Source organism: Oceaniovalibus sp. ACAM 378, assembly GCF_008085915.1.
Taxonomy (GTDB): domain Bacteria; phylum Pseudomonadota; class Alphaproteobacteria; order Rhodobacterales; family Rhodobacteraceae; genus Oceaniglobus.
Window position 1 is genome coordinate 295367 of the sequence record NZ_VSJK01000001.1, and the last position, 18117, is coordinate 313483.

Consider the following 18117-nt stretch of genomic DNA (forward strand, 5'->3'; position numbering starts at 1 on the left):
GGTTACGACGAGCGATGTGACCCGGGGACGGCCAGAAAGGTGCAGCAACGATGAAAGCCATGGACAAGATCGCGCCCGGCGAATTCGACGACGAGGATGATGACGATGATATGGACATCACATCGCTGGGTGAATTCGCCTATCCGCTGAACGCCGACCATTTTATCCGGTTCAAGCGGCGCGGTGCCGCCATGATCATCAGTTTCGAAATCGAATCAGGGAATCAGCCGCTGGAATCACGCATGTCGCGGTTCGCGGATCTGGCCGAGGACATGAATTGGTCGTCGCTGACGTTGGTCTCCCGGGGTTTGACGTGGTTTCGCGCACCCGAGGTGATTCAGTTCTTCGATGCCCTGGTCGACGGTACGCTTCTGGACCAGTTTGATGATGTGCTGTTCTATGGTCAGGGGGCGGCCGGGCACGCCGCAATGTCCTTTGCGCTCACCGCGCCCGGCTCGCGGGTCATGGCGCTTGCGCCGCATTTCGGCTTTGGCATTCCGGGCGCGCCGCAGGATGACCGGTTCCAGCCCCCCGCAAACATCGATTTCAGCGCCCGCTATGCTCCCACGCCCGATAATCTGTCGGTGGTCAAGTCGGCGCTGCTGTTGCACGATCCGGCTGATGCCGCCGACAGGGCCCATGCCGCCGCTTTGGCCGCACCCACTGTAACGCCCCTGCTGTGTCGCCACATGGGATCACGGATCGAGGACGGCCTGAGCGAGTTGGGACTGCTTGAAGAATTGGTCGTGCGTGCCCTGGACGGTGATCTGGAAGAAACGTCGTTCTATCGCGCCCTGCGCGCCCGGCGCGACAATCCGGCCTGGTTGCGCCGTCTGATCGGTCGCCTGATCGACGCCGACCGCCCCGTTCTTGAGGCGTTGGCGGTGCGCAACGTGGCGCAGCGCACGGGACGGCATCGGTTCACCAAACGCTTTGAACAGATCAAGGACGAATTGGCGGCCAAGGGAGTTTCAATTCCCGAAAAGCGCGGTTAGTCGAAAGCAGATATCCCTCCGACCTACCTGATTCTGCCCGCCCGATTCTACCCGCCTCATTCTGCGCACATGATTCTGTCTGCCGGTTTTTGTCCGCCTGATCGGGTGGTGCGAAAACAGGCGGGCTGCCGTCGTTTCAGCCCATCGCGGCGGCGGTGTTTTGCCACCGACTGCACCCGCCAAAGCAACAGCGCCGAACCGCGCACCCGTCACCGGAAAACATACAATCCTCCGCTTAAACAACAGTTTTTGCGCGTTCGCGACACTTCTCGGCCCTGTTCCTGCAATACGCCTTGGACAGACGACGTTCTATCCACCCAGACCCGAAAATTGAAAACCGAAGGACCGATAATGAAGAAACTTATACCGCTTGGCCTACTCGCTTTGGCCGCCTGTGCAGAAACCTCGGGGGCCAGCGTGTCGCGCAGCGCGATGGCTGTCGAAGCCGCAAAAATCCCCGGCGTCTCGATTCAGCAAATCGGCGGTCGCACGGTGATTATCGGCCAGCCCGTGAACTGATCCATTAACAGTGAACCGCCGCGCGCGTTCCGCAGCGGCGGTTCACAGATTGTAGCGGATGGAAATCACATCGTCAGAAGTAATGGCGGCGCAGGGTCAGCTCGCCAGAAGATCGCGATAGACATGATGCAGGATCCGGTCCCGCGTGATTCCCAGTTTGGCCAGTTCGCTGTCACTTGCGGCTTCCAGCTTGGCAATGCGAGTCTGGCGTATATCGAATTCGCGCGCCGCAATATTCGCCTTTCCATAGGCGGTAACTATCATCATGAACCATGCTGCAACACGCCGGGCCGCTCCGGCCTCAACGTGGAACGTGGCGTTCGGAGAATGCGTATTCGTCTGTACCGTAGTCATTTTTTTGCCTTTTCGCGCTTTGGTCTGTCTTTGCTCGTTGCCTCCTAGATAGGGCCAAGTGGTAGCCTCTTGCAGGCTTGATTATGCAATGCTGCAATGCAGCAAACGCAGGGCAGGCAAACGATGCCGGAAAAACGCGCGGTCAATCAGCCGTGTTTGTGGCCGTATATCCGGTTGAGACCGGGGGGTTTCAGCGGTCAGGCAGAAACAGGCGCAGTTCGGCGGACCGTGCGCGGGTTATCCGCGCCAGACATTCACCGGCAACCTGCCCCATCATCGAACCGCCCGCGACCAACTGCGATTCGGCTGCACAAGCGGCATCGCGATATACGATCCAGGCGCGCTGGGCGTCGCGCAACAGATCAGACGCCGCAATGCCATTTGTACTGCCCAGACTGCGCGCCATATTCATCGCCAGCGGCCAGAGATCGTTCAGCATGACATCGGCTTCACGCCAATCCTGCGCGGCACAAAAGTTGAGATCCACCTGCGTTTGGGCCCGCGCACAATCAACGAACTGCGCGGATTGGGCGGTGGTCTGAGCCATAAGCGGCAGGGGCAAGATTGCCAGAACACAAAGCATGAATCGCATCATCCGTCTCCATCCAAGGCGCGACAGGTGCTATTTCGGCCCTATGACGCCAGACCGGCGGACAGCACGATTCGCCATTTGAGGCCCGGGCCATGCCCCTTGCCAATGCCGTTGATCTTAACAAATCCGGGCAAAAGGAACAGCCGCACGGACTGCAATCACGGCACCGATCGACGCCCACCGCCCGGTTGCAATATGACCGACGACAAGCGCACTGTTTCATATCCGAGCATCGGCAGATGAATTGCCCACTGGAAACCATGCGCGGTTCACAGTACGGACTGCGCCATGGACAAGCTGACAATACGCCGCCCCGACGACATGCACCTGCACCTGCGCGATGGCGAAATGCTGCGCGCGGTGTTGCCCGAAACCGCGCGGCATTTTAGCCGCGCTCTGGTGATGCCCAATCTTGTGCCCCCCGTGGTCACCGGGCGCGAGGCCACTGCATACCGTGACCGCATTCTTGCGGCCAAACCGCAGGGGTCGGATTTTCGCCCTCTGATGACGCTGTACCTGACCGAAGACACCGATGTGCATGACATGCGCGCGGCGTTCGAGTCCGGGCTGATCACTGCGGTCAAACTGTATCCGGCGGGCGCGACGACAAATTCGGCCAGCGGCGTTGCGGATTTCACCAAGGTGAAACCGGTACTCGAGGAAATGGCCCGGATCGGCCTGCCCCTCTGTGTGCACGGCGAGGTGACGGATCCCACCGTGGACATCTTCGACCGCGAAGCCGTTTTCATCGACCGCGTGCTTGATCCGATCCGCCGCGATGTTCCCGGTCTGCGCGTGGTGATGGAACATATCACGACATCCGACGCCGTAGCCTATGTGCGCGACGGGGGGGAAGATCTGGCCGCAACGATCACGACGCACCATCTGGTCATCAACCGCAATCACATCCTGGCCGGGGGCATAAAGCCACATTATTATTGCCTGCCCGTGGCGAAACGGGAAACTCACCGGCTGGCTCTGGTCAGCGCCGCCATCTCGGGCGAGGCCGCATTCTTTCTCGGGACCGACAGCGCGCCACACGCGGATGCTGCAAAACTGTTGCCATGTGGCTGTGCGGGCTGTTTCACTGCGACCAATACAATGTCGGTCCTTGCCGAATTGTTCGAGTCCGAAGATGCGCTGGACCGGCTTGAGGGGTTCATCTCGGTATATGGCGCGGCGTTCTATCGTCTGCCGCCGAATGCGGGCACACTGACGCTGGTCAAGGGCGATCCGGTGACGTATCCGGCGTCGATCGCGGCGGGCGACGACTTCGTCACCGTTTTTGATCCGGATATGCCGCTGCACTGGCGTGTCGAGGACTGACGCCCCCGACGGGGAAAATTTAGACCAAAGATGAAAGGTACGGCGCGATGATTCCCAGTGGATTTCCAGCCAAGGACGATATGGCACGGCTGACGGCCGGCATGCTTCTGGATATTCAGGCCGTGCATTTCAACGCCGCCGAACCGTTTACCTTTGCCTCAGGCCTGAAAGCGCCGGTCTATATCGACTGTCGCAAGCTGATCTCGTTTCCGCGGATCCGGTCGGTGCTGATGGATTTCCTGACCGTCACCGTCATGCGCGAAGCGGGGCTGGAGGCGTTCGACAATATCGCGGGCGGCGAAACTGCCGGAATTCCGTTCGGCGCCCTTGTGGCAGAGCGGATGGCGCTGCCGATGACCTATGTTCGCAAGAAACCCAAAGGTTACGGGCGCAATGCACGGATCGAGGGCGTGATGTCCGAGGGTCAGCGGGTGCTGCTGGTCGAGGATCTGGCGACCGATGGGGGCAGCAAGCTGTCATTCGTCGATGCGATTCGTGAAACCGGGGCAACCTGCGGCAATACTGCGGTGATCTTCTATTACGGTATCTTCCCCGGCACGCTGGAAACCCTGCACGGCCATGGCGTGAAACTGCACCATCTTTGTACCTGGTGGGATGTTCTGGCCGAGGCGCGAACACGCGAAGCCTTTGACGTGGAAACCCTGCGCGAGGTTGAATCTTTCCTGCGTGCGCCCCGGGCCTGGCAGGCAGCACGCGGCGACTGACCGCCGACTGAACAGCTGGCAAAGCCAGATGTTGACCCACCCACCCCGCACAGCGCAATATGCGGTACGTCCGCAGGTTATACACAAAACATACAATTTGCCAGCAACGCGCGGGCAATCGTATGACAGCCAAGGCATGAGGCCGGGCAGATTCGGGGACAAAGATGAACGAGATCGCAACGATCCGCAGCGGACAGTTAGACAAACACGGCGAGATGCAGGATCTGCTGCCTCACAATATCGAGGCCGAACAGCAGTTGCTGGGCGCGATCCTGACCAACAACGACATTTTTGACCGCGTTGCCAGCATCATCAACGACTCGCATTTCTATGATCCGGTTCACGCCCGCATCTATGAGGTGGCGGCGGCGCGTATCGCCAAGAACGCACTGGCCAGCCCGGTCACGCTCAAAGCCTTCCTTGAAGACGACGCAGGACTGAAAGAACTGGGCGGTCCGTCCTATCTGATGCGATTGGCCGGCGCGGCGATTTCGTCATTTGCGGCGCGTGACTATGCACAGATGATCCACGATCTGGCGATCCGGCGCGAATTGATCGCGCTGGGGCGCGACATCAGCGACAGGGCCGCCAAGGTCGATGTCGATTCCGAACCGAGGGAACAGATCGTCGAAGCCGAACAGCGCCTGTACAAACTGGGCGAGGCCGGACAGACAAATCAGGGATTCCAGAGCTTTCTCAAAGCGGTAACCGACGCAGTTAATGTGGCAAACGCGGCCTATCAGCGCGAAGGCGGCATGTCGGGCGTCTCAACCGGGCTGATTGATCTGGACAAGAAATTGGGCGGGCTGCACAAATCCGACTTGTTGATCCTCGCCGGGCGCCCCTCCATGGGCAAGACATCGCTGGCCACAAACATCGCGTTCAACATCGCCAAAGCCTATAAGCGCGGACAGTTGCCCGACGGGTCTGACGGCGCGATAGACGGCGGTGTCGTCGGGTTCTTTTCGCTTGAGATGAGCGCCGAACAGCTTGCCGCGCGTATCCTGTCGGAAGCCAGCGAAGTGCCCAGCGAACAGATCCGCCGGGGCGACATGAACGAGGTCGAGTTCCGCCGGTTCGTGCAGGCGGCAAAGGATCTTGAGGCCTGTCCTCTGTTCATCGACGACACGCCCGCCCTGCCCATTGCACAGCTTGCGGCGCGGGCGCGGCGGTTGAAACGTACCCACGGGCTGGATGCGCTGTTCGTCGACTACCTGCAGTTGGTGCGCGGAACCGGACGATCCGAAAACCGCGTGAACGAGATTTCCGAGATCACCATGGGGCTTAAGGCGATTGCCAAGGAATTAGACATTCCCGTGATCGCCCTGTCACAGCTTTCGCGCCAGGTGGAAAACCGCGAGGACAAACGCCCGCAGTTGTCCGACCTTCGCGAATCCGGCTCGATCGAGCAGGACGCCGATGTCGTGATGTTCGTCTTCCGCGAGGAATATTACAAAGAGCGCGAAAAACCCGGCGACAACGAATTGGAAAAAGTCGCCGCATGGCAAGATGAAATGGAGCGTCTGCATGGCCGCGCCGAAGTCGTCATCGGCAAACAGCGCCACGGCCCCATCGGCAGCGTGGATCTGTCCTTTGAGGGCCGGTTCACACGCTTTGGCAATCTGGTGCAGCCCTGGCAACAACAGCCCGGAGAAACGACATTCTGATGACCGCGCCGACGATTGAATTCGTGAACCATGCCTCGGTTCTGATCCGACATGGCACGGTCGGCCTGCTCAGCGATCCGTGGTATTTTGGCCCGGCGTTTCACAAGGGCTGGTCGTTGCTGATCGAAACGCCCGATGCGGAAATCCGCGATGTTCTGGACCGCACGACGCATATCTGGCTGTCGCACGAACATCCTGACCACTTCTCGGTGCCGTTCTTTCGTCGCTATGGCGATATCCTGCGCGAGCGCGGCATCCCGGTGCTGTTCCAAAGGATCGACGACAGGCGCGTTGCAGACTTTTTGCTTGGGCAGAAGATCGCAGTCCAGGAAATTGACTTCAAACGGCCGTTTACGGTGGCTGATGGGTTTTCGGTGACCTGTCTCAAGGACGAGTTTTATGATTCGGCGTTGTCGATCCGCGCGGGCGACACGCATATTCTCAACCTGAATGACTGTGCTGTGGCGACCCGGCAGCGAGCCGAAGAGATCCGGCGCGCTGTCGGCACCTGCGACATTCTGCTGACGCAGTTCAGCTATGCCGCTTGGAAAGGCGGACCCGAAAACACCGCTTGGCGGGAAGAGGCCGCACGCCAGAAGCTCGACAATATGGCGGTGCAGATGGTGGTCATGAAACCGCGCGTCACCATCCCGTTTGCAAGTTTCGTCGCGTTTTCAAACGAAAAGAACGTTTATCTGAACGATGCGGCGAACACCCCTGACGTGGTGATGGAAAATTTCCGCACCGCCGAAAGCCGAATTGTGCCGATGAAACCGGGCGATGTGTTCGACTGCGCCCCCGATGTCGCAATTGATACGGCGCAAACGGAACGCGCCTTGGCCTTTTGGCGCGCGGTCTTTGCCCAGATGCCCGACATGCCGCTGCAAAAGTTTGAAACGCAGGATGTCGCCACTTTGGAACAGTCCTTCACCACCTATACGCGCCGGGTGTTTGCCAACAACAATGCCACAATGATGCGGCTATTCCAGCGAATTAGCCCGATCCGGGTGTTTCAGCCGGTGGTCATCCGGCTGGATGATTTGGGCCGCACCTTCCGCGTGGATATCGCCAAGCCCGAATTTGTCGAAACCGACGAACCGGCGGACCTGTCAATGCATTCGGAATCGCTCTGGTTCATGTTCACCAACACGTTCGGATTCGATACGTTGCTGGTGAACGGCTGTCTCGAAGAACAACAGATCGGCGGATTCGCCAAGGCGGCCAAGGGCCTGACCATCGAGAACCTGAACAATCTCGGGATCGCCTTTGGTCCCGGGCTGCTGTTTCACGGCAAGATCATCAGGATTTTCTTTGAACGGCTGATCGCGGTATCGCGGCGCATGGGAAAAGGCCGCGCCTGACGGCGGCACAGGGATCTGCTCTGCCGCAGCGCCTTCATTTCAAATTCTTGATAATGCCGGCTGTGCGAATTTTCGCGATCCCGACGGGAGCACGAAGTGGACCGATCAGTAAAATGATCATCCTGTTTTGGCGAGACAGAGCGCGAAGGCCCCTGAGCAAGAATTGGTGCGGTCGAGAAGACTCGAACTTCCACGGGTGTTACCCCACAGCGACCTCAACGCTGCGCGTCTACCATTCCGCCACGACCGCACGATCCTAGCATGGCGGCGGTCTAGTCAAAGCCGCCGCCAATGTGAAGTGGTAAATTGCGTCTGGGCCTATTGGCTAACTGAAAAGGACGGCAACGTCGCCGCTTTCTGGGCTGCGGGTATGGGGGTGTGTGGCTGTACGCCGTCACGCAGGGTCAGCGTAGCGGCCCGCAGCAGCGGGACACGCTCGCCCTGCCCGGGGGCAAACACGGCCTTGGTCGTCGCCGCCTCGATCCCTGTATCATACCACTCCCATGCCAGATCCGAGCGTTTCGAGACGCCAAACCCCTGATACAGGTGGTGTCCCATCAGTTCGCCATATCCCTTTTCGCCGAGCGTGGTCAGGATCAGGGCCGATCCCAGCGCCTCGTCCATATTATCAGTGCGATAACCGACCGAAAGGCAGACCTTGGCGGTCGCGGCCAGGTTCTGTGGCGCGATGCCCGTTCCCAGCACAAAGCCCGAGACATCGCGAATCACCTCATCGCGGTCTTTCAATGACAGAGCCACGACATGCGGCTTCATCTGCTCGCCGTAGGCATCACAATGCGAGGCGATCTGTTCGGCCGTCACACCCAACCCCTGCGCAAGCTGTTCCCCGGCCGAAATCGCATAGGTACGTGCCAGGCAGAACTGTTCATTCAGCGCAATGTTGGGATCGGTCATGGTGCCGACCGTCGTGAACCCACCGTTGGTGCTGGTCAGCAGGCTGACCGTATTGCAATGGGAGGCGAGCGAGGCTTGGGTTGTCGCGCCGCCGAACAGATCGGGCAAGGCGCCGCTGGATGCGCCCGCCTCGGTCGTTTCGGGGGCGAGTATGGTGGTGGTTGTCGTTGTCGTCGTTGTCGCGGGGGCCGCCGTAACCACCGGCAATGCGGCGGCGGGGGCCATGACGACTGTGGTCTGCGGCGCTACTGCACCACCATAACCGGGCACTCCTCCGGCCATTTCGGTGCGGAAATCCTTTAGCAGACCGCGCGTGCCCTCGGGATTGGCGGCCACGCGCTGCATCGTGACGCTGCCCCCTGCCTGGGCGCGGTTATAAGAATTGATCAAAAGGTCCTGTTCAAAGCTGGAAAGCTGTCCGGTAACCGGATACCCAAGATAGGCCTGATACTGCGAAACGGCCTGTCTTGTTCGGCTGCCCAATTGTCCGTCCACCGATCCCGCGTTGAACCCGAAATAGTTCAGCGACGACTGGATCTGCCGCCCCGTCTGGGTGGCGGGAATCGAAGGACGTTTCTGGACATAGGTCCGCCGCTTGGTGGTGGTATAGACCTTTCTGCGCGGTGCGTTGCGCGCCGCATGGTTCACGATGGCGCCGACGATCGCGCCGGCCACAAAATCGCCCGCGTCGGCAGAGGCCCGCGTGGCAGGAATCACGGCAACCGAGGCCGCAAGAGTGGTCAATAAAAGGGATGTCTTGATCATGCTTTGGCTCCGCAATAAATTTATTTCTCTCTATAATGGAACATAACATGATTTTCGGCCTGCCAGACCAGAAATTTGTTTCGACAATGGTAGGGATTACCAGACCGTTTCCGTTGATAACCACTGAATTGGATACCTGATGATCGATTGGCAGATCTCCGATGCGCCGGTTTCCTACCCCGATTCGCTGGCCCGGATGGAGAGGATCGCCGAGGGGATCCGCGCAGGCACCCACGGCGAAACCGTCTGGCTGCTGGAACACCCGCCGCTTTATACAGCGGGAACAAGCGCGGACCGGGCCGATCTGGTTGATCCCGACCGGTTTCCGGTTTTCGAGGCGCGGCGCGGTGGGCAATACACCTATCACGGGCCGGGTCAGCGGGTGGCCTATGTCATGCTCGACGTCGCCGCACGCGGACGGGATGTACGCCGGTTTGTCCATAATCTTGAGGCTTGGGTGATCGCGACGCTGGCTGAGTTCAACGTCACGGGCGAGGTGCGCGAGGGCCGCGTCGGTGTCTGGGTGCAACGCCCCGACAAACCGCTCGGACCCAACGGCGAACTGTCCGAAGACAAAATCGCCGCGATCGGCATCCGGTTGCGCAAATGGGTGTCGTTTCACGGGCTTTCGATTAATGTCGACCCGGATCTTTCACACTTCGACGGAATCGTGCCCTGCGGGATCCGCGACCACGGCGTGACCAGCCTTGTCGATCTTGGCCTGCCCGTCGGCATGAATGATGTGGATGTCGCATTGCGGCGCGGTTTCGATCAGGTGTTTGGCTGATTCCGAGAAAAAGAAATCCGGTATCGGCGGCGCGTTAACCAGACATTAGCATCTGACTGCGACACCTGACATCTCAACTGTCGGAGCGCTGCCATATATGCCAAATCCATTTTCTGGTCCTGCCTTGCCCTTGGAATGGTCGCAGGAACCATCGCGTTGATCTGACCGTCAGCACCGCTCTCGCCCCCCGCGACATATTTTCCGTCCCTGCGACCGGTTGCAACATTGCCCCTGCCCCCGGATTGGCATTAGTAAGGGCTTGAAACCCCGCCGGACCAACCCGACGGGGGCGTAGGATTTCGGGAAACCAGGAGGCACCACATGGCGGACGCAGCCGTTCATGGCCACGACGGACACGACGAGCGGACTTTCTTTACCCGCTGGTTCATGTCCACGAACCATAAAGACATCGGTATTCTTTACCTTTTTGTAGCCGGCTTCATCGGCTTCATTTCGGTGGCCTTTACGATCTACATGCGTATGGAACTGATGCACCCCGGTGTGCAGTTCATGTGTATGGAAGGCGCCCGCCTGACCGCTGCGGCGGCCGGTGAATGCACCCCCAACGGCCATTTGTGGAACGTGCTGATTACCGGTCACGGCATCCTGATGATGTTCTTCGTGGTGATTCCCGCGCTTTTCGGCGGCTTCGGCAACTACTTCATGCCGTTGCAGATCGGCGCCCCCGATATGGCGTTCCCGCGGATGAACAACCTGTCGTTCTGGCTGTTCGTTGCCGGTTCGGCGCTGGCCATCGCCGCAGTCTTGGCGCCGGGCGGCAACGATCAGGCCGGTTCAGGGATCGGTTGGGTGCTTTATCCGCCCCTGTCGACGACCGAAGGCGGTTTTTCCACCGACCTCGCGATTTTCGCGGTTCACGTTTCGGGCGCCAGTTCGATTCTGGGCGCGATCAACATGATCACCACGTTCCTTAACATGCGCGCGCCGGGGATGACCCTGTTCAAGGTGCCGCTGTTCTCGTGGTCGATCTTTGTAACCGCGTGGATGATTCTGCTGGCCCTGCCGGTTTTGGCCGGTGCCATCACGATGCTGCTGACCGACCGGAACTTCGGTACCACCTTCTTTGATCCTGCCGGTGGCGGCGATCCGGTGTTGTACCAGCATATCCTGTGGTTCTTCGGCCATCCGGAAGTTTACATCGTTATCCTGCCGGGCTTTGGCATCATCAGCCACGTCATCTCGACCTTTTCGAAGAAGCCGATCTTCGGATATCTGCCGATGGTCTGGGCACTGATCGCCATTGGCGCACTGGGCTTTCTGGTCTGGGCACACCACATGTACACGGTCGGCCTGTCGTTAACCCAGCAGTCCTATTTCATGCTGGCCACGATGGTGATCGCGGTGCCGACCGGCATCAAGATCTTCAGCTGGATCGCAACGATGTGGGGCGGATCGGTAGAGTTCAAGACGCCGATGCTCTGGGCGTTCGGGTTCCTGTTCCTGTTCACACTGGGCGGCGTAACGGGCGTTGTCCTGTCTCAGGCAGGTATCGACCGCGCGTATCATGACACCTATTATGTCGTGGCGCACTTTCACTATGTGATGTCGCTGGGCGCCGTCTTTGCTATCTTTGCAGGGATATATTTCTACTTCCCCAAGATGTCGGGCAAGATGCTTCCTGAATGGGCGGGCCGGATTCACTTCTGGACCTTCTTTATCGGCACCAACCTCACCTTCTTCCCCCAGCACTTTCTGGGTCGTCAGGGGATGCCGCGCCGCTATATCGACTATCCCGAGGCATTCGCGCAGTGGAACTTTGTCAGCTCGATGGGCGCCTTCCTGTCCTTTGCATCGTTCCTGTTCTTCATCGTCGTGCTGTTCTGGGTGCTGATCAAAGCGCCGCGCACCGCACCGGCGAACCCCTGGAACGAATACGCCGATACGCTGGAATGGACTCTGCCAAGCCCGCCGCCCGAACACACGTTCGAGCAGCTTCCCAAGCAGAGCGATTGGGACAAGAGCCACTCGCACTAGGGCGCATGATCCGCCCGAACCATACGACGGCAAGGGCCCCGCAATGCGCCGGGGCCCTTTTCACGTCAGCATCCGACCGAGCCAACATGGATACGAATCGCCACAATCCGTCACTCGCCTGCGCTGTTAAAGCCGCCGCGCCGGTGGGAGCCGTCAGATGCCTGTGAAATGGGACACTGACCCGAAGGGGCCGCCCATCGAATCGGGCACGTTCCTGCATGGTTCCGGCGATCCTGCGCTCGCCCGTGCCGTACTCTGGCCCTATCGGTCCTTGCCGCGCCGCGGCATGGTCGGAATTCTGGGATTCGCCTTTGCGGCCGTACTGATCCCTGTGCTGCCGCTGCTCGGCTCGCCTGTGGTGTGGGGGCTGTTGCCTTTTGCACTCGGCGCGGTCTGGCTGCTGTGGGTGATGCTTGAAAAGTCCTATTCCAGCGGGCTTATGCGCGAGGATCTCGCGCTATGGTCCGACCGAATCGAAATTGTACGCACCAACCCGAAGGGGCCGGTACAACGCTGGTCGGCCAATCCGTTCTGGGTTCGCCTTGCGCTGAAACAGACCGGCGGACCGGTAGACAACTATCTCACCCTGTCAGGATCGGGGCGCGAGGTTGAACTGGGCGCGTTCCTGTCGCCAAAAGAACGCGAACACCTGTACACCGATCTCGACGCCTTGCTGCACCGTCTGTCCCGCTGAGCGGGCGCGGCTGTCACATCGGAATGGGGAACAGCGCGCCTATCGACCGAAAAAGGCGCACCATGTTGTTTGGCAACTGCAACACGCAGTGATTTTATGAATTTTGGCCGAATCGGGGCGACGGATGCAGAACGCCCTGCCCATCACCCCAGATAACGATATCGCGGGATTCGGATGCCCCGGGTGTTATCCCAGCCGCGCCTTGATCATCGGTCCGACCGCACCGAAATCGATCTGCCCGGTATACTTTCCCTTGAGCAGTCCCATGACCCGCCCCATGTCGCGAATCGAGGTCGCGCCGGTTTCCGCGATTGCCGCCGAGACGACGGTTTCAACTTCGGCGTCCGTCAGCTGGCGGGGCAGAAAGTCTTCGATCACGGTGATTTCCGAACGTTCGCGGTCGGCCAGCTCCAGACGCCCGCCCTCTTCATAGGCGCGCGCACTTTCCTGCCGCTGTTTCACCATTTTGCCGAGGATCTGCAACACCTCGGGATCGCCAACACCAGTGTTTTCACCGTCTTCGCCCCGGGACGCGATATCGCGATCCTTGATGGCCGCGGTGATCAAACGAAGGGTCGACAGACGCTCTGCCTCTCTGTTCTTCATCGCCGATTTGAGTTCAGTCGAGATTTGCGTGCGAAGGTCCATGATCCACCTGTGGTCATCCAATGGAATAAGCCGGGCACCATAGTCGATCCCAGCTGCATGAGCAACCGGGCTCTAGCGTCCTAATGCACTGTATTACAACGGTTTATCATTTTACAGCCCCCCTTGACCGCCCTGTCGGCGGCTCTTAGATTGCGGCGGATTTATGCAATCCTCCCTGCCCCCGACCCGTCCGGAGTGTCTGCCATGACCGACCGCGCCCATTCTTCCCGCCCAACCGCCTGCCTTGCGCTGGCCGATGGAACCTTGTTCTACGGCCATGGATTTGGTGCGACGGGCCAGACGACGGCTGAGCTGTGTTTCAACACCGCGATGACCGGATATCAGGAGATAATGACCGATCCGTCCTATGCCGGTCAGATCGTCACCTTCACCTTTCCCCACATCGGCAACACCGGCGTCACGCCCGAGGACGACGAAGCGGCCGATCCTGCCGCGGCGGGCATGGTGGTGAAATGGGATCCGACCCAGCCAAGCAACTGGCGCACCACCGACACCCTGTCCCATTGGCTGGAACGGCGCGGTCGCATCGCCATCGGCGGGCTCGACACGCGCCGGCTGACCCGGGCAATCCGGCAACAGGGTGCGCCCCATGTCGCGCTGGCCCATGATCCTTCGGGCAATTTCGATATCGAGGCGCTGATTGCCGCGGCCCGCGCCTTTCCGGGGCTTGAGGGCCGCGATCTGGCCCGCGATGTGACCTGCCTGCAATCCTATCGCTGGGATGAAATGCGCTGGGCCTGGCCCGAGGGGTATCTTCCGCGCACCGGCCCCGGGCACCGGGTGGTCGCCATCGATTATGGCGCGAAACGCAATATCCTGCGCTGTCTGGCGAGTGCTGGCTGCGACGTCACTGTTTTACCTGCAAGCGCGACCGCCGAAGATGTGCTGGCGCTGAAGCCTGACGGCCTGTTCCTGTCCAACGGTCCGGGCGATCCGGCGGCGACAGGTGAATATGCCGTGCCGATGATTCGCAAGATTTTGGATGACACGCGGATGCCGGTCTTTGGGGTCTGCCTTGGGCATCAGATGCTGGCGCTGGCGTTGGGTGCGCGGACGGTCAAAATGAACCACGGCCATCACGGCGCGAACCATCCGGTCAAGGATCTGGAAACCGGTAAGGTCGAAATTACCTCGATGAACCATGGCTTTACGGTCGACAGTCAATCTCTGCCCGCCGATGTTATCGAAACCCATGTCTCGCTGTTCGATGGCAGCAACTGCGGTATCCGCGCCAATGATCGCCCGGTCTGGTCGGTACAATATCACCCCGAGGCAAGCCCCGGCCCGCAAGACAGCTTTTATCTGTTCGAACGTTTCGCCAAGGCGATGGCCGAGGCAGACTGAGGACGTTAACCACCGGTTAACCTGAATCAGCGATCAAACCTGTTGGAACAGTCTCCGTATGGGTTTGTGAATGGTCTTGCAGTCGAGCCATGATTTTCTGCCCGGCGATTCCGTCGATACGGGACCCGTCCCGCGCCTTGGCAGTATCCTTGTCGGCTCGGGCGCGCTCAGCGCCAAGGCGCTGCACCTTGCGCTGGTCCATCAGGCGGAACAGCCTGCACCGCTGGGCCGTATCCTGCGTCTGCGTGGCGATATCGACGATGCGGTGCTGGCGGATGCTTTGGCGTTGCAGTTCAAGGCGGCGCGGGTTGATCCACGGGCCCTGCCACCGGACTTGCCGCTGATTGATGCCGTGGGCGCCCGGTTCTGTGCCGTGCATGGCATCTTGCCATTGGCGCGTTCCGGTGCGCTGACCCTTGTGGCCACGTCCAGCCCCGAACTTTTCAACCTGGTCCGTCCGTTTCTGGAGGATAGGCTGGGCCCGGTCGCCATGGCCGTGGGTGCCGAGGCGGAATTGCGCGACATCCTGCTCGACCTGCGCAAGCGTCATCTGGCCCGCGAGTCCGAGCGGCGGGTCGCGAAGCGCTACAGTTGCCGCGGCCTCTCCTCGCCTGCGATTGTGACCAGTTCATTAATTTTTGCGCTGACATTACTGAGCTGTCTTGCTCTGGCGCCCAGCGCGCTAATTGTCGGGCTGACCGGGCTCGCGCTTTTCGTGCTTCTGATCAACACTGCCTTCGCGGCGACAATGGGCGTAGTCCATGTTGTGGCCCGACGGCGCGAAAAACCGGCTCTGCCGCGCGCGCCGCTGCGCTTTGTGCCGGTGACGGTCATGGTGCCGCTGTTTCGTGAAAAACAGATTGCCGAACGGTTGATTCAGCGGCTGTCGCAGTTGGACTATCCCGCAGGAATGCTGGAGATCCTGCTGGTGGTTGAAGAAGACGATCACGTCACCCGCGACACCCTTGCCGCCTGTGCCCTGCCTGCCACCATGCGATGCGTCACCGTGCCGCGCGGCGTCGTGCAGACGAAACCACGGGCGTTGAATTTTGCTTTGGACTTTTGCCGCGGCAGCATCGTCGGCATCTATGACGCCGAGGATGCGCCGGACGCGGCACAAATCGCGCTGGTGGTCGGACAGTTCCAGCGGTCGGCGCCTCAGGTCGCCTGCCTGCAGGGACGGCTGGATTATTACAACGCCCATGCCAACTGGATGGCGCGCTGTTTCACCATCGAATACGCCACGTGGTTCCGCGTCATGTTGCCGGGTCTTGCACGGTTGGGTCTGGTGCTGCCGCTTGGGGGGACAACGCTGTTCTTTCGCAAATCAGCGCTGGTCTCGCTGGGCGGTTGGGATTCGCACAATGTGACCGAAGACGCCGATCTGGGGCTCAGGCTGGCGCGGCAGGGGTTTCGCACCGAACTGCTGGACAGCACGACGATGGAAGAGGCGAATTGCCGGCCCTGGGCCTGGGTGCGGCAACGCTCACGGTGGAACAAGGGCTATGCCCTGACCTGGCTTGTCCATATGTCTGACCCGGTGGCTCTGTGGCGCGATCTGGGTGCGCGACGGTTCTGGGGGGTGCAGGTGCTGATGCTGGGCGGGCTGCTGGGAACGTTTTTGGCCCCGTTCCTGTGGGCGACGGCGTTGCTCTGGTTTGGTGTGGCGCATCCGTTGACCAGGCAGCTTGGGCCGATGGTCGATACCGCGATCGCCTGGGGGCTGGGGCTTGCGACGTTGATCCACTGCGCAGTCTGGGCCATCGGCACGCACAGCCGCGGCGACAAGAGCCTGCTGGTCTGGGTGCCGACGCTTGTGGTCTATCACATGCTGGGCACCGCGGCGATCTGCAAGGCGGCGTTGGAAATCCTGTGGAAACCGTTTTTCTGGGACAAGACCAGCCATGGCCATCTGTCCGGCCCGGTCAGTCTCCCCTGCCCACCTGTCCCGCCACCGCCATAAGCCGCGTCTCGTAAGCCATTGAGATATGGTATTTCAATGCATCATGCGCAGCGGTTCCATCGCCCGCTTCGATCGCTGAAACGATGGCTCCATGTTCGGCCAATGCCTTTTCGCCCCGTCCCTCCACCGCAAGCGATGTCGTCGCGAGCAACGCCATGAACCGATGTACCAGATCCAATTGCTGCACCAGATACCGGTTATGCGACGCAAGGTGGATCTGCTTGTGAAACCGCCGGTTCGCCCGTGCCAGCGCGCCCGGATCACCCAGCAATGCGCGGTCTTCCTCGACCATGGCGCGCAACACGCGCACCTCTTCGGCGGTGGCATGGCGCGCCGCCAGCCGCGCCGCCAGCCCCTCAAGCTCGGCGCGCACGACATAGAGTTCCGCCAACTGGTTATGGTCCAGCGATGCCACCATCAGCGACCGCCCATCGCGCGTCAGCATCGATTGAGTTTCCAGCCGCTGCAACGCCTCGCGGATCGGAGTGCGCGACACGCCGAACCTTTCGGCCAATTCGCTTTCCACCAATCGATCACCCGGACGGAAAATGCCGGTATCCATCGCCTCGAGGATCAGCTGATAGGCGTCCGGCTGTCCATTGCGCGTTTCCGCCATGTTCTTCTCCCATGCCCGGACCTTGCGCCCGGACCGCTGCGCTCGGCGCGAAAGTCCGACGCCGGCGTCCGGCTCCGAGACTTGGCGCGAACCCTAGCCGCCCGGCCCCGCAACTTTCAAGGCCGCCCCTATAAAGTCTGCCATCTTGCATGCTTCGGCAAGCGCCGCTAGGGATCCGAGCATGACAAACCTCGATCATGTAAGCCACTGGGTTTTTGACCTGGACAATACGTTGTATCCGCCAGAAATGCGGCTGTTCGACCAAATCGAAATCCGCATGACCCGCTGGGTGATGACGGCCCTGAACGTGTCCGAGCCCGAGGCCGACCGTCTGCGCGCGCTGTATTGGCGCCAGTATGGCACCACTTTGGCGGGGCTGATGCGCGAACACGGTGTCGATCCAGGGCCATATCTGGATGATGTGCACAATATCGATTTCACCGTGCTGACCCCCGATCCCGGGTTGCGCGCGCATATCGCCGCCCTGCCCGGGAGGCGCATCGTCTATACCAACGGCTGCGCGCCCTATGCTGAAAAGGTGCTTGAGGCGCGCGGTCTGGCGGGTCTTTTCGATGCGGTTTATGGCGTCGAACACGCGGGCTTCCTGCCGAAACCCGAAAAGGCAGCATTTGACGCGGTGTTCGCCCTGGACCGGGTCGATCCGTCCCGCGCCGCAATGTTCGAGGACGACACGCGCAATCTGATCGAACCCCATGCCATGGGAATGGGCACAATCCACGTTGCCCCCATGGCAGCGCCCGCCGATCACATCCACCATCACACCGCCGATCTTGCGCAATTCCTCTCCACACTGGTCCGCGCCTGATTTA

The 18117-nt window shown here is 60.4% G+C and carries 17 protein-coding genes and 1 tRNA gene; 12 read left to right on the plus strand and 6 right to left on the minus strand.

Annotated elements, in window-relative coordinates:
* The first annotated feature begins 50 nt into the window (after positions 1-50).
* Together FQ320_RS01315 and FQ320_RS25470 are read left to right on the plus strand one after the other, a co-directional pair.
* Positions 51-995, plus strand: a complete 945-nt coding sequence (locus FQ320_RS01315) for a hypothetical protein (RefSeq protein WP_148469239.1) — start codon at positions 51-53, stop codon at positions 993-995.
* A gap of 351 nt (positions 996-1346) precedes the next feature.
* Positions 1347-1514 carry a hypothetical protein gene (locus FQ320_RS25470; RefSeq protein ID WP_187393732.1) on the plus strand — a complete coding sequence of 56 codons (168 nt, stop codon included), beginning with the start codon at positions 1347-1349 and terminating at the stop codon, positions 1512-1514.
* 96 nt (positions 1515-1610) lie between these two features.
* Here the strand turns inward: FQ320_RS25470 and FQ320_RS01320 are convergent, their stop codons facing one another.
* Entirely contained in the window at positions 1611-1868 is a 258-nt protein-coding gene (locus tag FQ320_RS01320; protein ID WP_148469241.1) for a hypothetical protein, read from the minus strand.
* 190 nt (positions 1869-2058) lie between these two features.
* Positions 2059-2460 carry a lysozyme inhibitor LprI family protein gene (locus FQ320_RS01325; RefSeq protein ID WP_187393733.1) on the minus strand — a complete coding sequence of 134 codons (402 nt, stop codon included), beginning with the start codon at positions 2458-2460 and terminating at the stop codon, positions 2059-2061.
* A 288-nt stretch (positions 2461-2748) separates the two neighbouring features.
* Here FQ320_RS01325 and pyrC point away from each other — a divergent pair, with 288 nt between their 5' ends.
* From pyrC to FQ320_RS01345, 4 genes are all read left to right on the plus strand, one after another.
* Positions 2749-3786 carry a dihydroorotase gene (gene pyrC, locus FQ320_RS01330; RefSeq protein ID WP_148469245.1) on the plus strand — a complete coding sequence of 346 codons (1038 nt, stop codon included), beginning with the start codon at positions 2749-2751 and terminating at the stop codon, positions 3784-3786.
* 47 nt (positions 3787-3833) lie between these two features.
* Complete coding sequence (locus tag FQ320_RS01335; RefSeq protein ID WP_148469247.1) at positions 3834-4511, plus strand: orotate phosphoribosyltransferase; 678 nt, start codon at positions 3834-3836, stop codon at positions 4509-4511.
* 164 nt (positions 4512-4675) lie between these two features.
* Positions 4676-6178 carry a replicative DNA helicase gene (locus FQ320_RS01340; RefSeq protein WP_148469249.1) on the plus strand — a complete coding sequence of 501 codons (1503 nt, stop codon included), beginning with the start codon at positions 4676-4678 and terminating at the stop codon, positions 6176-6178.
* Entirely contained in the window at positions 6178-7539 is a 1362-nt protein-coding gene (locus FQ320_RS01345; RefSeq protein ID WP_148469251.1) for an MBL fold metallo-hydrolase, read from the plus strand. Before FQ320_RS01340 ends, FQ320_RS01345 begins: the two co-directional genes overlap by 1 nt.
* A 164-nt stretch (positions 7540-7703) precedes the next feature.
* Here the strand turns inward: FQ320_RS01345 and FQ320_RS01350 are convergent.
* Together FQ320_RS01350 and FQ320_RS01355 are read right to left on the minus strand one after the other, a co-directional pair.
* Positions 7704-7789 (minus strand) — tRNA-Leu (locus FQ320_RS01350).
* A 68-nt stretch (positions 7790-7857) separates the two neighbouring features.
* A complete protein-coding gene (locus tag FQ320_RS01355; RefSeq protein ID WP_148469253.1) occupies positions 7858-9219 on the minus strand; it encodes a peptidoglycan-binding domain-containing protein in 1362 nt (453 codons plus the stop codon).
* Positions 9220-9358: 139 nt separating this feature from the next.
* Here FQ320_RS01355 and lipB point away from each other — a divergent pair, with 139 nt between their 5' ends.
* The 3 genes from lipB (at position 9359) to FQ320_RS01370 (ending at position 12695) form a co-directional block, all read left to right on the plus strand.
* Positions 9359-10006, plus strand: a complete 648-nt coding sequence (gene lipB, locus FQ320_RS01360; RefSeq protein WP_148469255.1) for a lipoyl(octanoyl) transferase LipB — start codon at positions 9359-9361, stop codon at positions 10004-10006.
* A 321-nt stretch (positions 10007-10327) separates the two neighbouring features.
* Positions 10328-12001 carry a cytochrome c oxidase subunit I gene (gene ctaD / locus FQ320_RS01365; protein WP_148469256.1) on the plus strand — a complete coding sequence of 558 codons (1674 nt, stop codon included), beginning with the start codon at positions 10328-10330 and terminating at the stop codon, positions 11999-12001.
* Positions 12002-12158: 157 nt separating this feature from the next.
* Positions 12159-12695 (plus strand): DUF2244 domain-containing protein, encoded by a 537-nt coding sequence (locus FQ320_RS01370; RefSeq protein WP_148469258.1) that lies wholly within the window; start codon positions 12159-12161, stop codon positions 12693-12695.
* Between the two features lie 186 nt (positions 12696-12881).
* Here FQ320_RS01370 and FQ320_RS01375 read toward each other — a convergent pair whose 3' ends face one another.
* On the minus strand, positions 12882-13343 hold the full coding sequence (locus FQ320_RS01375) for a GatB/YqeY domain-containing protein (RefSeq protein WP_148469260.1): 462 nt from the start codon (positions 13341-13343) through the stop codon (positions 12882-12884).
* A gap of 204 nt (positions 13344-13547) precedes the next feature.
* Between FQ320_RS01375 and carA the strand changes: the two genes are divergently transcribed.
* On the plus strand, positions 13548-14708 hold the full coding sequence (carA, locus tag FQ320_RS01380) for a glutamine-hydrolyzing carbamoyl-phosphate synthase small subunit (protein ID WP_148469262.1): 1161 nt from the start codon (positions 13548-13550) through the stop codon (positions 14706-14708).
* Positions 14709-14778: 70 nt separating this feature from the next.
* Positions 14779-16671 carry a glycosyltransferase gene (locus FQ320_RS01385; RefSeq protein ID WP_148469264.1) on the plus strand — a complete coding sequence of 631 codons (1893 nt, stop codon included), beginning with the start codon at positions 14779-14781 and terminating at the stop codon, positions 16669-16671.
* Here FQ320_RS01385 and FQ320_RS01390 read toward each other — a convergent pair.
* Entirely contained in the window at positions 16634-17287 is a 654-nt protein-coding gene (locus FQ320_RS01390) for a GntR family transcriptional regulator (protein WP_148469266.1), read from the minus strand. The genes FQ320_RS01385 and FQ320_RS01390 overlap by 38 nt on opposite strands.
* 181 nt (positions 17288-17468) lie before the next feature.
* Between FQ320_RS01390 and FQ320_RS01395 the strand changes: the two genes are divergently transcribed.
* The gene (locus FQ320_RS01395; RefSeq protein ID WP_148469267.1) at positions 17469-18113 is read left to right on the plus strand and encodes a pyrimidine 5'-nucleotidase; all 645 of its coding nucleotides are present in this window, start codon (positions 17469-17471) and stop codon (positions 18111-18113) included.
* Positions 18114-18117: the final 4 nt, after the last annotated feature.

Excerpts from the sequence above, each read along its gene's own strand:
- FQ320_RS01315 (WP_148469239.1), top strand. The coding sequence starts at position 51 with ATGAAAGCCATGGACAAGATCGCGCCCGGCGAATTCGACGACGAGGAT.
- FQ320_RS25470 (WP_187393732.1), top strand. The coding sequence starts at position 1,347 with ATGAAGAAACTTATACCGCTTGGCCTACTCGCTTTGGCCGCCTGTGCA.
- FQ320_RS01320 (WP_148469241.1), bottom strand. The coding sequence starts at position 1,868 with ATGACTACGGTACAGACGAATACGCATTCTCCGAACGCCACGTTCCAC.
- FQ320_RS01325 (WP_187393733.1), bottom strand. The coding sequence starts at position 2,460 with ATGCGATTCATGCTTTGTGTTCTGGCAATCTTGCCCCTGCCGCTTATG.
- pyrC (WP_148469245.1), top strand. The coding sequence starts at position 2,749 with ATGGACAAGCTGACAATACGCCGCCCCGACGACATGCACCTGCACCTG.
- FQ320_RS01335 (WP_148469247.1), top strand. The coding sequence starts at position 3,834 with ATGATTCCCAGTGGATTTCCAGCCAAGGACGATATGGCACGGCTGACG.
- FQ320_RS01340 (WP_148469249.1), top strand. The coding sequence starts at position 4,676 with ATGAACGAGATCGCAACGATCCGCAGCGGACAGTTAGACAAACACGGC.
- FQ320_RS01345 (WP_148469251.1), top strand. The coding sequence starts at position 6,178 with ATGACCGCGCCGACGATTGAATTCGTGAACCATGCCTCGGTTCTGATC.
- FQ320_RS01355 (WP_148469253.1), bottom strand. The coding sequence starts at position 9,219 with ATGATCAAGACATCCCTTTTATTGACCACTCTTGCGGCCTCGGTTGCC.
- lipB (WP_148469255.1), top strand. The coding sequence starts at position 9,359 with ATGATCGATTGGCAGATCTCCGATGCGCCGGTTTCCTACCCCGATTCG.
- ctaD (WP_148469256.1), top strand. The coding sequence starts at position 10,328 with ATGGCGGACGCAGCCGTTCATGGCCACGACGGACACGACGAGCGGACT.
- FQ320_RS01370 (WP_148469258.1), top strand. The coding sequence starts at position 12,159 with ATGCCTGTGAAATGGGACACTGACCCGAAGGGGCCGCCCATCGAATCG.
- FQ320_RS01375 (WP_148469260.1), bottom strand. The coding sequence starts at position 13,343 with ATGGACCTTCGCACGCAAATCTCGACTGAACTCAAATCGGCGATGAAG.
- carA (WP_148469262.1), top strand. The coding sequence starts at position 13,548 with ATGACCGACCGCGCCCATTCTTCCCGCCCAACCGCCTGCCTTGCGCTG.
- FQ320_RS01385 (WP_148469264.1), top strand. The coding sequence starts at position 14,779 with ATGGTCTTGCAGTCGAGCCATGATTTTCTGCCCGGCGATTCCGTCGAT.
- FQ320_RS01390 (WP_148469266.1), bottom strand. The coding sequence starts at position 17,287 with ATGGCGGAAACGCGCAATGGACAGCCGGACGCCTATCAGCTGATCCTC.
- FQ320_RS01395 (WP_148469267.1), top strand. The coding sequence starts at position 17,469 with ATGACAAACCTCGATCATGTAAGCCACTGGGTTTTTGACCTGGACAAT.